The sequence below is a fragment of the Pseudodesulfovibrio sp. lm2024 genome (genome assembly GCF_051175575.1).
In the GTDB taxonomy this organism is placed as follows: Bacteria; Desulfobacterota; Desulfovibrionia; order Desulfovibrionales; family Desulfovibrionaceae; genus Pseudodesulfovibrio; species Pseudodesulfovibrio caledoniensis.
Genome location: NZ_CP195092.1, coordinates 2,195,657 through 2,209,998 on the forward strand (window position 1 = coordinate 2,195,657; position 14,342 = coordinate 2,209,998).

At 61.5% G+C, this 14,342-nt stretch carries 15 protein-coding genes; 11 read left to right on the plus strand and 4 right to left on the minus strand.

The annotated features are described in order from the left end of the window. Positions 1 to 5: 5 nt before the first annotated feature. The 3 genes from ACR42D_RS10320 to hisF all read left to right on the plus strand — a co-directional run bounded on the left by ACR42D_RS10320 (position 6) and on the right by hisF (position 2,348). On the plus strand, positions 6 to 782 hold the full coding sequence (locus ACR42D_RS10320) for a J domain-containing protein (RefSeq protein ID WP_484566728.1): 777 nt from the start codon (positions 6 to 8) through the stop codon (positions 780 to 782). A gap of 155 nt (positions 783 to 937) precedes the next feature. Further along, positions 938 to 1,579, plus strand: coding sequence for an imidazole glycerol phosphate synthase subunit HisH (gene hisH, locus ACR42D_RS10325; RefSeq protein WP_484566729.1), 642 nt, complete (start codon positions 938 to 940; stop codon positions 1,577 to 1,579). Beyond that, positions 1,569 to 2,348 (plus strand): imidazole glycerol phosphate synthase subunit HisF, encoded by a 780-nt coding sequence (gene hisF, locus ACR42D_RS10330; RefSeq protein WP_484566730.1) that lies wholly within the window; start codon positions 1,569 to 1,571, stop codon positions 2,346 to 2,348. The genes hisH and hisF overlap by 11 nt, the downstream gene beginning before the upstream one ends. Before the next feature lie 76 nt (positions 2,349 to 2,424). Here hisF and moaC read toward each other — a convergent pair whose 3' ends face one another. From moaC to ACR42D_RS10350, 4 genes are read right to left on the minus strand one after another with little or no spacing between them, the layout of a single operon-like run. Further along, complete coding sequence (gene moaC, locus ACR42D_RS10335) at positions 2,425 to 2,904, minus strand: cyclic pyranopterin monophosphate synthase MoaC (protein ID WP_484566731.1); 480 nt, start codon at positions 2,902 to 2,904, stop codon at positions 2,425 to 2,427. A 3-nt stretch (positions 2,905 to 2,907) separates the two neighbouring features. Continuing rightward, positions 2,908 to 4,020 carry a molecular chaperone DnaJ gene (dnaJ, locus tag ACR42D_RS10340; RefSeq protein ID WP_484566732.1) on the minus strand — a complete coding sequence of 371 codons (1,113 nt, stop codon included), beginning with the start codon at positions 4,018 to 4,020 and terminating at the stop codon, positions 2,908 to 2,910. A gap of 9 nt (positions 4,021 to 4,029) precedes the next feature. Then, positions 4,030 to 4,257 carry a DNA-directed RNA polymerase subunit omega gene (rpoZ, locus tag ACR42D_RS10345; RefSeq protein ID WP_484566733.1) on the minus strand — a complete coding sequence of 76 codons (228 nt, stop codon included), beginning with the start codon at positions 4,255 to 4,257 and terminating at the stop codon, positions 4,030 to 4,032. Between the two features lie 33 nt (positions 4,258 to 4,290). Then, positions 4,291 to 5,628, minus strand: a complete 1,338-nt coding sequence (locus ACR42D_RS10350; protein WP_484566734.1) for a DUF4340 domain-containing protein — start codon at positions 5,626 to 5,628, stop codon at positions 4,291 to 4,293. A gap of 168 nt (positions 5,629 to 5,796) precedes the next feature. Here ACR42D_RS10350 and ACR42D_RS10355 point away from each other — a divergent pair, with 168 nt between their 5' ends. The 8 genes from ACR42D_RS10355 to ACR42D_RS10390 all read left to right on the plus strand — a co-directional run bounded on the left by ACR42D_RS10355 (position 5,797) and on the right by ACR42D_RS10390 (position 14,325). Further along, complete coding sequence (locus ACR42D_RS10355) at positions 5,797 to 6,546, plus strand: tRNA lysidine(34) synthetase (RefSeq protein WP_484566735.1); 750 nt, start codon at positions 5,797 to 5,799, stop codon at positions 6,544 to 6,546. A gap of 62 nt (positions 6,547 to 6,608) precedes the next feature. Next, the gene (locus ACR42D_RS10360) at positions 6,609 to 7,514 is read left to right on the plus strand and encodes a M23 family metallopeptidase (RefSeq protein WP_484566736.1); all 906 of its coding nucleotides are present in this window, start codon (positions 6,609 to 6,611) and stop codon (positions 7,512 to 7,514) included. A 121-nt stretch (positions 7,515 to 7,635) separates the two neighbouring features. Further along, positions 7,636 to 8,424 (plus strand): flagellar biosynthetic protein FliR, encoded by a 789-nt coding sequence (fliR, locus tag ACR42D_RS10365; RefSeq protein ID WP_484566737.1) that lies wholly within the window; start codon positions 7,636 to 7,638, stop codon positions 8,422 to 8,424. Between the two features lie 8 nt (positions 8,425 to 8,432). After that, the gene (gene flhB, locus ACR42D_RS10370; RefSeq protein WP_484566738.1) at positions 8,433 to 9,503 is read left to right on the plus strand and encodes a flagellar biosynthesis protein FlhB; all 1,071 of its coding nucleotides are present in this window, start codon (positions 8,433 to 8,435) and stop codon (positions 9,501 to 9,503) included. Positions 9,504 to 9,564: 61 nt separating this feature from the next. Continuing rightward, entirely contained in the window at positions 9,565 to 11,664 is a 2,100-nt protein-coding gene (flhA, locus tag ACR42D_RS10375) for a flagellar biosynthesis protein FlhA (protein WP_484566739.1), read from the plus strand. 9 nt (positions 11,665 to 11,673) lie between these two features. Continuing rightward, on the plus strand, positions 11,674 to 12,753 hold the full coding sequence (locus ACR42D_RS10380) for a flagellar biosynthesis protein FlhF (protein WP_484566740.1): 1,080 nt from the start codon (positions 11,674 to 11,676) through the stop codon (positions 12,751 to 12,753). 17 nt (positions 12,754 to 12,770) lie between these two features. Continuing rightward, positions 12,771 to 13,598 (plus strand): MinD/ParA family protein, encoded by an 828-nt coding sequence (locus ACR42D_RS10385; protein ID WP_484566741.1) that lies wholly within the window; start codon positions 12,771 to 12,773, stop codon positions 13,596 to 13,598. Beyond that, the gene (locus ACR42D_RS10390) at positions 13,540 to 14,325 is read left to right on the plus strand and encodes a FliA/WhiG family RNA polymerase sigma factor (protein WP_484566742.1); all 786 of its coding nucleotides are present in this window, start codon (positions 13,540 to 13,542) and stop codon (positions 14,323 to 14,325) included. Before ACR42D_RS10385 ends, ACR42D_RS10390 begins: the two co-directional genes overlap by 59 nt. The last annotated feature ends 17 nt before the right edge of the window (positions 14,326 to 14,342 follow it).

Below are 14,342 nucleotides of genomic sequence, written 5' to 3' on the forward strand. Positions count from 1 at the left end.
AGGCCATGAATCTCCAGGAGTGCCTCAGAGAGCTCAAGCTCGCCCCCGGGGCAACCCTGGACGAGGTCAAGTCCGCTTTCCGCAAACTGGCCTTCAAATACCACCCGGACCTGAACCCCGGCCCGCACGCGGCGGAAAGGTTCCGCGTGGTCAACGAGGCGTACGTCACGGCCAAGAAGCTCTTGGAGACGAGCGGCCCGGCCGCGTCGGCTTCCTCCGGCAGGGAGAACGAGGAACCCCGGGCGAGCCGCGAACAGGGGGCCAGGGCGTACGCCCGCCAGCAGCGCAAAGCGTCCCCCAAGCCCGAGAAAAAGCAGCGCGAACGCTCCACCAGGGCCAGGACCCAGAAATACTACTACAAGGAAGAAGAGGTCCTGCGGACCATCCTCAACGACCCGTTCGCCAAGAAGGTCTTCGAGGACATCTACTCGCAGATCCGCAAGGACAAGCCCGGCTACAAGGGGCCGCTGGAGCTCAAGAAGCGCAACCTGCAGCTGCATTGGGGCGAGCGGACCATCAACCTGGACTTCTCCAAGGGCATCAGGGGATGGCTCAAGAACCAGATGGACTTCGAGCAGACCGTGTACTACCCGGCCTCCCATCTCATGCCCGGCCGCAAGGTGCGCATCACCGTGGAACAGCCCTTTACCAAGGGCACCAAGACCATCGAGGTCACCCTGCCCAGGGACTTCGTGGTCGGCCGCCCCATCCGGCTCAAGGGGCTGGGCCGCAAGCTCGGTCCGTTCAAGGGCGACCTGCTGCTGCGCATCCTCGGGAAATAGCCGTTCCGGTCGCCCGGACGCCCTCCCTCAAGCCCCTGACTCAACGGGCATTTGCCAATCCTGGCATACATTTTTGCCGCAGAAATAAAAGCCTTGTTTTCCCCTGGTAATTTTACTAGTCGCTGTAGCATACCGAGATTTAAATGGAGGAACCCATGCTCGCCATTTTCGATTACAAGGCGGGAAACCAGACCAGTGTCCACAGGGCGCTGGAGCACCTGGGCATCCCCAATGAGATTACCAACGACCCCGCTAAACTGGACCAGGCCAAGGGAATCATCTTCCCCGGCGTCGGCGCCGCGGGCCAGGCCATGGAAGAGCTCGAATCCGGCGGCCTCGACGAGGTCATCAAAAAGCTTATCGCGCAGAGGAAGCCGGTGCTCGGCATCTGCGTGGGCTGCCAGATTCTCCTGGACTACTCCGAAGAGAACGACACCAAGGCCCTGGAAGTGATTCCCGGCGAATGCCGCCTGTTCAACCCCTCCTGGGTGGATTACGAGGACATCCAGATCCGCGTGCCGCACATGGGCTGGAACCAGGTGGAGCTGCTCAAGGAGTGCGAACTGTTCGAGGGCATCGATCCGGACGCGGACTTCTACTTCGTGCACAGCTACTACCCCGCTCCCAAGGAGGAGTTCATCATCGGCATCACGCGCTACGGCATCGACTTCTGCTCGGTGCACGGCCGCAGGGGCTTGTGGGCCGTCCAGTTCCACCCGGAAAAGAGCGGACGCCCCGGCCTGAAGATGCTTTCGAACTTCTACAAATTCTGCCAGGAGGCCAGTGATGCTGAGTAAGCGCGTCATCCCCTGCCTCGACGTGCGCAACGGCCGTCTGACCAAGGGCATCAAGTTCGAGGGCAACGTGGATATCGGCGATCCGGTCGAGTCCGCCAAGAGATATTACGAGGAAGGCGCGGACGAGATCGTCTTCTACGACATCACCGCCTCCCACGAGGCGCGCGGCATCTTCCTGGACGTGGTAGAAAAGGTCGCCTCCCAGATATTCATCCCGTTCTCCGTTGGCGGGGGCATCAACACCGTGGCCGACATGCGCGACGTCCTCGTGGCGGGCGCGGAAAAGGTCTCGGTCAACTCCGGCGCAGTCAAGAACCCGGACATCATCAGCGAAGGCGCGGCCCAGTTCGGCTCCCAGTGCGTGGTGCTCGGCATGGACGTCAAGCGCGTGCCCGTGAGCGAGGACATCCCCTCGGGCTTCGAGATCGTCATCCACGGCGGCCGCAAGTACATGGGCATGGACGCCATCGAGTGGGCCAAGACCGGCGAGGCGCTCGGCGCGGGCGAGATCTGCCTGAACTCCATCGACGCGGACGGCGTCAAGAACGGCTACGACCTGGAACTGACCCGGCTGGTGGCCGAGGCCGTGACCATCCCGGTCATCGCTTCCGGCGGCGCGGGCAACCCCCAGCACATGGTCGACGCGGTGACCGAGGGCAAGGCCACGGCAGCGCTCATCGCCTCCATCGTCCACTACGGCGAATACACCATCCCGGAAATCAAGAAATACATGTCCGAGCACGGCGTCCAGACAAGAATGGTCTGGTAACAACGCCAGCGACGCAATGCATAAAAAAAGCCCCGCCGGATAATCCGGCGGGGCTTTTTTAATTCATTGAACCCTTCTACTCAGCGGTAAAAGTACCGCTCTTGCCGCCCGATTTGAAGACCAAGCGGCAATTGTCGATGACGATGTCCTTCTGAACCGCCTTGCACATGTCGTAGATGGTCGCTGCCGCCACCTGGCAGCCGATCAGGGCCTCCATCTCCACGCCGGTCTTGTAGGTGGTGCGCACCTCGCATTCCAGCTCGATGGTCGAATCAACGTCGTGCACGGTGAAACGCACGTCCACGTAGCTGATGGGCAGAGGGTGGCACATGGGGATGAGGTCGCTGGTCCGCTTGGCGGCCTGGATGCCCGCGATCTTGGCCGTGGTCAACACGTCGCCCTTGGGCAGCGCGTCGGCCTTGAGCAGGCGCATGGTCTCGGCGGACAGACGGACCAGCCCGCGGACAATGGCCGTGCGGTTTGTGTCGTTCTTGGCGGAGACGTCCACCATGCGGGCGTTGCCGTCCTGGTCCATGTGCGAAAAGCCGTCTGCCATCGTCTACTCTCCCATGACCTTGTCCTTGGCCTTCTTGAAGAAGCCCTTGGCCCGGTTTTTGAGTTTTCCGGCCTCGATCTCTGCGAATTCCCTGAGGAGCTCCTCCTGGCGGCTGTTCAGCTTGGACGGCGTCTTCACGCGGATCTCCACGAGCAGGTCGCCGTTCTGGCTGGAGCCGAGATGGGGCAGGCCCAGGCCGCGCAGCCTGAAGACCTCGCCGGACTGGGTACCGCTGGGGATATCCAGGTTGACCGGCTCATCCAGGGTGGGCACCTCCAGGCGATGGCCCAGTGCGGCCTCGACCATGGAGATCTCCCGGCTGATGATCAGGTTCTGGCCCTGACGCTCGAAGGTGTCGTCCGGGGCGACCCGGATGACCACGTAGAGGTCGCCCGGAGGGCCGCCGTTGATGCCGGCCTCGCCCTCGCCGCGCAGCCGCAGCCGGGAGTTGTTGTCCACGCCCGCCGGGATGCGGACGTTGAGGTCCTTGTCCTTGATGACCGAACCGCGCCCCATGCAGGTGTCGCAGGGGTCTGTGATCAGCTTGCCTGCGCCCCGGCACTGGGGGCAGGTGGCGGAAATACGGAAAAAGCCCTGGGACTGCTGCACGGTGCCGGAGCCGCCGCACTGGGGGCAGGTCTCGGGCGTGGAGCCCGGAGCCGCCCCGCTGCCGCCGCAGGTCTCGCAGGAGGTCTCCACCGGAATCTTGATGCCCACCTCGGTGCCCTTGGCCGCATCCCTGAAGGATATCTCCAGGTTGTAGCGCAGGTCGGAACCGGCCCGGGGACGGTTGGACCGTCCGGCCGAGGAAAAGCCGAAGACCTCGCCGAAAATGTCGCTGAAGGCCCCGAAGATGTCCTCGTTGCTGGAGAAGCCGGAAAAGCCGTTGCCGTTCACGCCGTCGTGGCCGAACCGGTCGTAGGCCTGGCGCTTCTCTTCGTTGCCCAGGATCTCGTAGGCCTCGGCGGCCTCCTTGAACTTGGACTCGGCGTCGGGATCGTCCTGGTTCCGGTCCGGATGGTACTTGAAAGCCAGTTTCCGGTACGCCGTCTTGATCTCATCCTTGGTGGCGGTGCGTTCCACCTCCAGGATTTCGTAATAGTCGCGTTTGGACATGGTCGGCTACTAGGCTTCCTCGGTTGAGGCGGAGTGAAGGTGGAGGTCGTCGGAGGTGTCGGGGACAACCTTGCCGGCCGCGATCTCGCGCAGGGCATTGACCACTTCCTTGTTCTTGGTGTCGACCAGGGGATCGTACCCTTCGCGGTACTGCTTGACCCTCTTGATGGCCATCTGGGTGATGAGAAAACGATTGCTCACTTTCGCCAGACAATCTTCTACGGTAATCCTTGCCATGATATTCTCCTTGAGACTTCGTTTGAAGCGTCGTTATTTCGTCTTTGCCTGACCGCCGGGGAACATGCCCTGCAGGTCCTTGAGCAGCCGCGCGGAGACGGGGTAGTACATGCCGTCTCCGTTCTTCATCCAGCACTGGCCCGGCGGCAGCTTCGGGTCCGCATAGAAGGTCACGGCCTTCAATTCGTCCCCATTGCCGTCCAGCAGACGGCAGTGCATGAGCTTCACAGCAGTGGCGGCCAGGTTGTTCAGGGGCAACGCCTCAAACTGTAACTCAGTAAATCGCCAGAGCGCCATGTCAATGCCCGGGACGTTTTTTTCGCCCCCTTCCACGCGCCAGCCACTGTGCTCGCGCCGGACCACATAGCGCCGGTCACCGTTGATGATGACCAGGACGGCCACCTGGCCGATGTCCAGGGAGAACACGTTGCGCCCCTGGACGTCGAAGGCGCTCTTGACCAGCTGGTTGACGCTCTCCGCATCGAGCAGAAACGGCACCGTCAGCCAGGAAGAGCGGCCGAAATAATGTTTGGGGTCGTCCCCGATGGTGAAGAACTCCACCAAAGACGGCTCCTTGGCCTTCCCGGCCCAGACCTTGATGGTCAGGGCCGCCATGCCCCGTTCCGGCTCGGCTGGATGCAGCACCAGCCTGCCCGCCCGCAGCAGGGCCAGGGCGTGCAGGTAGAGCTTGAGCTCCGAGGCGGAAGCCGCCTTGTCCTTGAGGTAGCCGGGCAGGACAAAGGTATATCCGTTGCCCGCGCGCCTGACCAGCCAGCTTGAACCGAAGGGCTGGACGAGCTGCACCTGGCCGACCCGCTCCTCGTCAAACTGAAAAACCTTGGTATCAAGGAAATGGGCGGCGGGTTGGGCGAACTGCCCGTAGACCTCGCCCCCGAACTCGTAGGCCCGGTCCGGCGTCTCGGAATTCCAGCCGTAGGTCCTGCCGGATTCGTCGCGGGAGAACCGGATTTCCAGGGGCTGGACGCTTTCATCCCTGAACCGCACGAGGAGCTTCACCCCGGGGTCGTCCAAACCGTGACGTTTGCGCCCGCCGGTTCCGCCCTCGTCGAAGGAAAGCAGCGGGACCAGTTCGGACAGCCGGTTCAGGTAGTCCCGGACCCGGTTGTTCAGAGCCCGTGCCGAAACACTCGATGACTCGTCCGGAACGCGCGTCACCCAACCGTTTTCCCCGGCGACCAGGGTGTAGGCCTCCCCTTCGTCGAGGACGTTCACGGACTTGACCTTGTCCAGGGAATATGACAGCCAGCGAGTCGCCGCCACCTGCTCATCCATGGTGATTCGGTACCAATACGCGCCACCGGCCAGGACCGCCGCGAGCACGATGAGGACAAGGAACAAAATCCGTCTCAAAACAGGCAGCCTCCGGGGGGAACCTGGTTTCCGGCCGGGAACGGACGATTCCGACCATGACGCGAAAGCTTGTAAAGCTGCCCCAAAGGGGCTTGCAAGTCAAGCAGGAATAACCTATCTGCCTGACCTGGTCCGCCCTGCATACCAAATCAAACGGGAGAAAGACAGATGGCCTCATGGGGCAAACTCACCTTTGCGCAGAAAAAATGCGTCACCGCCACGGGCAAGCTCATGCAGCGCACCGACATGGTCTCCGGCGGAGCCCGCATCGGTCTTGCCATCTCCGGCGGCGTGGACAGCTTCCTCATGCTCAAGGTCATGACCATCCGGCAGGCGATCATGCCCTTCCCGGTAGAGCTCATGGCCCTGCACGTCAACCCCGGCTTCGACGCGTCCTCCCACGCGCCCCTGGTACGCTGGTGCGCCGACAACGGCGTGTCCGCGCACGTCGAGCTGACCGACTTCGGGCCGCGCGCCCACTCGGAAGAGAACCGCAAGAACTCGCCGTGCTTCTGGTGCGCCATGCAGCGCCGCAAGCGCCTCTTCGAACTGTGCCGCGACTACAAACTGACCCACCTCGCCTTCGGGCACAACGCCGACGACAACGTGGTCACCTTCTTCATGAACGTGGTCCAGAACGGGCGGGCCGACGGGTTGTCGGCCAACGAGCCGTTCTTCGGCGGCAAGCTCAAGGTCATCCGGCCGACCATGCTCCTGGACAAGAAAACGGTCATCAAGGCGGCCACTCAGTGGGAGTTGCCCATATGGGAAAACGTCTGTCCTTCAAACGGTTACACCAAACGGGATGAAATACACGAATGGCTTCGAACCATGTGGAAGACGGATAAACGCATAAAAAACAACATCTTCAACGCCATAACCCGGCAACAAGTCGACTTGACAAGCAAAAAAGTCTAGACTAAAAGTACTCAAAGCTCGCATCAGGCTGCTCTACGAACTTATAACATCCTGGAAAGGTAATGCTTTTCCGAAAATACCACATAGTTGTCTTCAAAGACAAACAGGGTTCGTGCAAGAAATTCCAGCTACGAGGCTGGTTTATCGTATTTCTGCTGCTCATGACCGTGTCCATGGCGGCGGGCAACGTCATCCTCTGGAAGAAGTACGCCGAGCACTCTCGCATCGAGCAGGGACTGAACATCGCGGAAAAGACCGTGCAGGAGCAGAAGACCCAGCTCCTGAGCCTCTCCCAGAAGATCACCTCCCTTCAGGGCAACCTGAACCGCATCCGTGATTTCGACTCCAAGCTGCGGGTCATGATCAACCTGGACCAGGACGGCAGCCAGGCGGCCGCGCCCAAAGGCGGCCCGGCCAACGAAAATTTCTCCAAGGGCTATCTGCCCCTCTACCGCCAGGAGCTGCTCGCCCGCAAGATGCATGAATTCCTGCGCCAGCTGAACGTGGAGGCGCGCCTCGAAGAGGTCCGCCAGCAGGAGATCATGCACACCCTGCGTTCCAACCAAAACATCCTTGAGGCCACCCCATCCATCTGGCCGACCTCCGGCTGGGTGACTTCCGGCTTCGCCTGGCGCACCTCGCCCTTCACCGGCAAGCGCGAGTTCCACAAGGGTCTCGACATTTCCGCCCCCAGGGGCACTCCGGTGTACGCCCCGGCCAGGGCTTCCGTGACCTTTGCCGGGCGCGACGGGTCCTACGGCCTGTCCATCCGGCTGAAGCACAACGCCAGCCTGTCCACCCGGTTCGCGCACCTCAACCGCATCGCCATCAAGAACGGCCAGGAGGTCACCCGGGGCGAGTTGATCGGCTACGTCGGCAACACGGGCCGCTCCACCGGTCCCCACCTCCATTACGAGGTCCGCCTGAACGGCGTGCCGGTGAACCCCAAGCGGTACATCCTCAACTAAACCGGCCCCGAATCGTGAATGCTCCAGGCCCTTTTGGAATGCGACGTTCCAGAAGGGCCTGTCCTTTTCGGCCCCGGCCTTATGACGCCCCCGTTGGTTCGGGTTTTGCAGTGAGCTGGTAATGGAGATATTCGGCTTCACCCCGAGCGACATGCTCAGCTACTTCCTGACGCTGTTCCGCCTCAGCGTCGTGCTCTTCCTGTTGCCCTTTTTCGGAGGACAATCCATCCCCAAGATGGTCAAGGCCGCGCTTGTCCTGGTTCTCTCCCTGGCGCTCTGGCCGCAGCTTTCCTTCCCGGCGTCCATGATGCCCACGGGCTGGAACATCGCCATCATGTTCATCGGCGAACTGCTCCTCGGCCTGATCCTCGGTATGCTCGTCAATTTTCTGTTCGCCGCAGTCCAGCTGGGCGGCCAAATCATCGGTTTCCAGATGGGGTTCGCCATGGTCAACGTGGTCGACCCGATCACCGGCACCAGCAACGCGGTCTCGGCCCATTTTCTGTACATGTGCACCATGCTGACCTTCCTGGTCCTCAACGGGCACCTTTACCTGCTCAAGGCCGTGGGCATGACCTTCGAATACATCCCCCCGGGCACCCTCCTGCTCCAGCCCGAACTGGCCAACGACATCTTCCATTTCTCCAACCTGATGTTCACCCTGGCCATCAAGATCGCGGCCCCGGTCATGGCCGCCCTGTTCCTGGTGGATCTCTCCCTGGCGCTGATTTCGCGGGCCGCGCCCCAGATGCACGTGCTCATCCTCGGCTTTCCCATCAAGATCACCGTGGGCTTCTTCTTCCTCGGCTTCATCTTTTCCATCATGGCCCTGTACGTGGGCGACTTCCTGGCCGGGTTGAATAACATGTTTGAAAACGTCATGAAATTCGGAACTTCCGTCATCCCGTAGGAGCTGCCATGATCGGCCAGGAAGATCCGAGTAAAACAGAAAGAGCCACCGACAAACGGCGCAACAAGCAACGCAAGGAGGGCAACGTCGCCAAGGGGCAGGAAATCCCCAAGGTCATGAGCCTGCTCTCCGGGGTCCTGGTCCTGCGCTTCATGATCGGCTTCTACAGCGACCAGTTCACCGAGATCTACCGCTGGACCTTTCTCGAGGCCATCAACTTCAACGTCGACAAGCCCATGGCCTACGCCCTGTTCACCTGGGGGGTCCAGAAGATGGCCCTGCTGGTGGTGCCGTTCATGCTGGTCATCGCCTTCGTGGCCTTCCTCACCATACGATTGCAGGTAGGCTCACTGTGGACCACCAAGCCGCTGAAGCCGAAATTCGGCAAGCTCTTCAACATCATGAGCGGCGTCAAGAAGCTCATGCTCAGCCCGGACGCTCTGCTCAAGCTGGCCAAGAGCTTACTCCAGGCCATGGCCGTGGCCATCGCCCCGTACATCGTCATCAGGCAGGAACTGCCCAACCTGCTCCCGCTCTTCCACACCAACGTCCAGGGCATCCTCTCCTTCATCCTCACCGTGGGCTACAAGATGGTCTGCTACGCGCTGATCCCCATGTTCATCATCGCCGTAGCCGACCTCGTGTACGAGCGCTGGAACTACGAGGAACAGATCAAAATGACCAAGGACGAGATCAAGGACGAGCGCAAGCAGGCAGAAGGCGACCCCAAAGTCAAGCAGCAACAGCGCCAGAAGATGATGCAGGTCATGGCCTCGCGCATGTTTCAGGACATCCCCAAGGCGGACGTGGTCATCACCAACCCGACCCACTACGCCATAGCTTTGCAGTACGACCCATTTCAGGCCCCGGCCCCCCTGGTCCTGGCCAAGGGCGTGAACAAGGTCGCCGAACGAATCAAGGAAGTTGCGCGGGAAAACTCCATCCCCATCGAAGAAAACAAACCCTTGGCACAGGCTTTGTATAAACAGGTTGAGATCGGAGAAACCATCCCGGAGGAACTGTTTCAGGCCGTGGCCGCAATCCTGGCAAAGCTGGAGAAATTCAAGCATCGCCGGTAGTTGTAAAGCCTGACGCCCTCCCTGGAATCCACAGCCCAACCGTCCGAGAGGTGTCAAAAACATGGCCCAGCCTTCAGCCAAGACCGTACTCCCGAAAATCGACTACAACAAGTTCGCCAAGCAGGGCGACATGCTCCTCGCGGGCGGCGTGGTGGTCATCCTCTTCGTGATGCTCATCCCCCTGCCCACTCCGTTCATCGACTTCATGCTCTCGGTCTCCATCTCCCTCGGGCTGGTCATCCTGGTCACGTCCATGTTCATGATCTCGCCGCTCGAATTTTCCATCTTCCCGTCCCTGCTGCTGGTCACCACCCTGCTCCGCCTGGCCCTGAACGTGGCCACCACACGCGCCATCCTGCTGCACGGCGACGAGGGCACCTCTGCCGCAGGATCGGTCATCCAGAGTTTCGGCGAGTTCGTTGTCGGCGGCAACTACGTCATCGGCATCGTCATCTTCATGATCCTGTTCATCCTGAACAAGACCGTCATCGTCACCGGTACCACCCGTATCGCCGAGGTTGCCGCCCGCTTCACCCTGGACGCCATGCCGGGCAAGCAGATGGCCATCGAGGCGGACCTCAACGCCGGGCTCATCGACGAGGAGGAGGCCACCAAGCAGCGCACCAACCTGCGCCGCGAGGCCGACTTCTACGGCGCCATGGACGGTGCGGGCAAGTTCGTTTCCGGAGACGTCAAGGCGGGCCTGATGATCACGGCCATCAACATCATCGGCGGCTTTCTCATCGGCGTGCTGCAAAAGGACATGCAGTGGATGGACGCGGCCCAGACCTACACCCTGCTGACCATCGGCGACGGTCTGGTGGCCACCATCCCCTCGCTGATCATCTCCACCTCCGCGGGTATCATCGTTTCCCGCGCGGCCGCCGAGGCCAAGATGGGCGAGGAATTCATCGGCCAGCTCTCCTTCCACCACCGGGCGCTCAAGCTCGTGTCCGGCATATTGGTCATCTTCGGCATCGTGCCGGGCATGCCGACCATCCCGTTTTTGACCCTGGCCGTCATCGTCTTCACCGTGGGCCAGATTTCCTCCAAGCAGCAGCACAGCCTGGCCCTTGAACAGGAGGAGAAGGAGCAGAGCCAGCCCTCCACCATGGACACCCCGGAGGAAGTCCAGGCACTGCTCCCGCTGGACCAGCTGGAATTGGAGGTGGGCTACGGGCTCATCCCCCTGGTGGACGAGGAGCAGAGCGGCAACCTGCTCTCGCGCATCCGGTCCATCCGCCGCCAGTTCGCTCTGGACATGGGTGTGGTCGTCCCGTCCCTGCACCTGCGCGACAACCTGCAGCTCAAGCCGGGCGAGTACCGCGTGCTCATCAAGGGCAACCCGGTGGCCAGCGCCGAGCTGCTCATAGACCACTACCTGGCCATGGACCCCGGCGACGCCAAACAGCGCATCGAAGGCGTGGAGACGGTGGAACCGGCCTTCAACCTCCCGGCCGTGTGGATTCCCGAAGCCCAGAAGGAAGAGGCCATGCTGGCGGGCTACACCGTGGTCGACCCGTCCACGGTCATCGCCACCCACCTGACCGAGGTCTTCCGACGCAACCTGCACGAATTCCTCGGCCGCCAGGAGACCCAGGAACTGCTCGACAACCTGTCCAAGCGCGCGCCCAAAGCCGTGGAATCCCTGGTGCCCGGCGTGCTCAGCATCGGCGGGGTACAGAAGGTCCTCCAGGGACTGGTCCAGGAGAGCGTGTCCATCCGCGACCTGCTGACCATCGTCGAGACCCTGGCCGACTACGGCGTGGCCACCCAGGACCCGACCCAACTCACGGAATACGTCCGCGCCCGCATGGGCCGGACCATCGTCAAGCCGTATATTGGGGACAACGGGGTGCTGCCCATCATCACCCTGAACCCGCAGATCGACGAGATCCTGAACGGTGCCATGCGCCCGGCCGAACAGGGAGGCTATCTGGCCCTGGAACCGGGTGTGGCCCAACAGATCATCCAGGCCATCAACCGCTCCACCGAGGACGCCATGGTGGCTGACGGCCAGCCCATCCTGCTGGTCACCCCGCAGCTTCGGTCGCAGTTGGCCCAGCTCCTGACCCGGTTCATTCCCACCCTGCCGGTCATCTCCCAGGCCGAGATTCCGGCGGACGTCAAAATTCAGTCGGTCGCAACCGTCGAACTCTAGGACCAGATTATGAGAATGAAGACTTATCGGGCCGCAACGTCCACGGCCGCCTTCGCCAAGGTCAAATCCGAACTCGGCGACGAGGCCGTGATCCTGTCCAACAAGACCGTCACCGAGAACGGCTGCAAGTGCTGCGAGATCGTGGCCGCGGTGGAGAACCAGCCCGTGGCGACGGCCCGCCCGGCGCACGACACCAAGGAAGGCGTGGTCGACGCCGCCCTGCGCGACTCGGTGGGCTGGCAGCGCGAATGGAGCCAGATCAAGGGACAGATCATGGCCCTGATGAAGCCCCAGATGGACCCTTCCCGACTCACCCCCAAGCAGCGTGTGGCCCTGGAATACCTGGAACGCGAGGAAGTGGATGAACGCGTCCTGACCCATGTCTACTGCACCATGCGCGAGACCGAGGACTGCCCGGTCATGACCGCCCTGGACCCGCTGCTCAAGGCCACCCCGTTCAAGGCGGAGACCTGGACAAACACCTTTCACGCCTTTGCCGGGCCCGGCGGCGCGGGCAAGACCTCGAGCCTGGTGCGCCTCGCCCTGCGCATGAAAAAGGAACAGCCCGGCATGCGGCTGTGCCTGGCCACGGCGGACGGCGGCCGGGGCAAGGGCCGCCTGGTGCTCAAGCACTACGCCGAGTTGAGCGGCCTGGCCTTCCGCGAGATCATCACCCGGGAGGACTTCGCCCTGCTCCGGGAAGAGGCCCGGCAGTTCGACATGATCCTCATCGACCTGCCCGGCCTGTCCGGCCGGACCACCCTTGAGGAGTGGGCCCAGCTCTATGGCCTGAACGAGTGCCCGGACCTGTCCATCCACCTGGTCATGAACCCCTATTACAGCAAAGGACAGTTCGAGCGGTTCATGGACAAATACAAAAGTGAACAACTAGCTAGCGTTATCTGGACGAAACTCGATGAAGCCTGTACATTCGGGGCAATATTGAACATGGCATACGCTGGCGGGCTGCCGGTGTCCGCACTTTCATACGGCCCCGGCCTGAAAAACAGCATCAGCCCGGCCACGGAAGAGATGATCTGGCGGGTCTTGTTCATGCGCAGGCTGCCCGACGGCAACACGCAACCCTAAGGAGCGCGACACACGTTATGAGTTCGAATCTCCCCCTGGTCCTCTCCGTCACCTCCGGCAAAGGAGGCGTCGGCAAGACCAACATGTCGGTCAACCTGGCCTATTCTCTGAGCGCCGCGGGCAAGAAGGTTGTCCTTCTCGACGCCGACCTCGGGCTGGCCAACGTGGACGTCATCCTCGGGCTTGCGCCCCAGCACAATCTCTTCCACCTGTTCCACGAGGAAATGACCCTGGACCGCATCCTGTTCGACACCCCCTACGGATTCCGCATCCTCCCTGCCTCGTCGGGCGTCAGCGACATGGTCAACCTGGACAAGGGCCAGAAGCTCGACCTCCTGGACGCCATGGACTCCCTGGAGGACAACGTTGACTACCTCATCGTGGACACGGGCGCGGGCATCAACGACAACGTCCTGTACTTCAACCTGGCCGTGCAGGAGAGGCTGCTGATCATCACCCCGGAGCCCACCTCCCTGACCGACGCCTACGCGCTGATCAAGGTCCTCAAGCTGCACCACGGAGTGGAGAAGTTCCGCGTGTTGGTCAACATGGTCAAGGACGTGAACATGGCCCGCGAGGTCTACCTCAAGCTCCTGAACGCCTGCGACCACTTCCTCGACGGCATTTCGCTCGACCTGGTCGGCTTCGTGCCCTATGACCAGAATGTGCGCAACGCGGTCATCGCGCAGACCCCGTTCTGCCACAAATTTCCCAAGACCCCGGCCAGCGTGGCTGTCCGGCAGACGGCCCAGAAGGTCAAAAACTGGCAGGTAACCCCCAACACCGATGGCAATATTAAATTCTTCTGGAAGAAACTCCTCTTCCAGGAACGATCCGTGGCTTGAGCTGGAGCAGGGCGTCAAGCGCTGGGACGATTTTTCGCCGAGGGATCGGGAAAACATCGTCCGATACTACGCGCCCAAAATCCGGATTCTGGCACTGCGGCTCAAGGCGAAGCTGCCCCAGAGCGTTGAGCTCAACGAGCTCATCAGCGCGGGCAGCCTCGGCCTTCTGGACGCCCTGGGCAAGTTCAACCCGGAGCTGGGGATCAAGTTCGACACCTACTCGGAGAACCGCATCAAGGGGGCCATGCTCGACGAGCTTCGCCGCATGGACTGGTTCTCCAGGGGACTCAGGCAGAAGGTCAAGGTGCTCGAGGACTCCATGCGCCAGATCGAGCACGAAACCGGCTCGCCGGCCACAACGGAGCAGCTCTGCGAACACACCGGCATGACCGACAAGGAGGTCCAGCAGGGACTCGAGGCCCTGAACAACCAGGTCTGCCTCAGCCTCGACACGTTTCAGGAAAATCTCATCGGCCAGAAGAAGATGACCGACAACGAACCTTTCCAATCGGCCGCCTTCCAGGAGATTGTTGACAAAGTAGCCAATCTCATTGAAGAATTGACGCCGAGAGAAAAATTGGTCATATCTCTGTATTACGGGGAGGAGCTGAACATGAAGGAGACGGCCGAGGTTATGGACATAACCGAGGGACGCGTCTCGCAACTCCACTCCCAAGCATTGAATAAATTAAGAAAAACGTTCAGAGCTCGTTACGAAAACGAGTAGCACTCATGTAAAGGAGA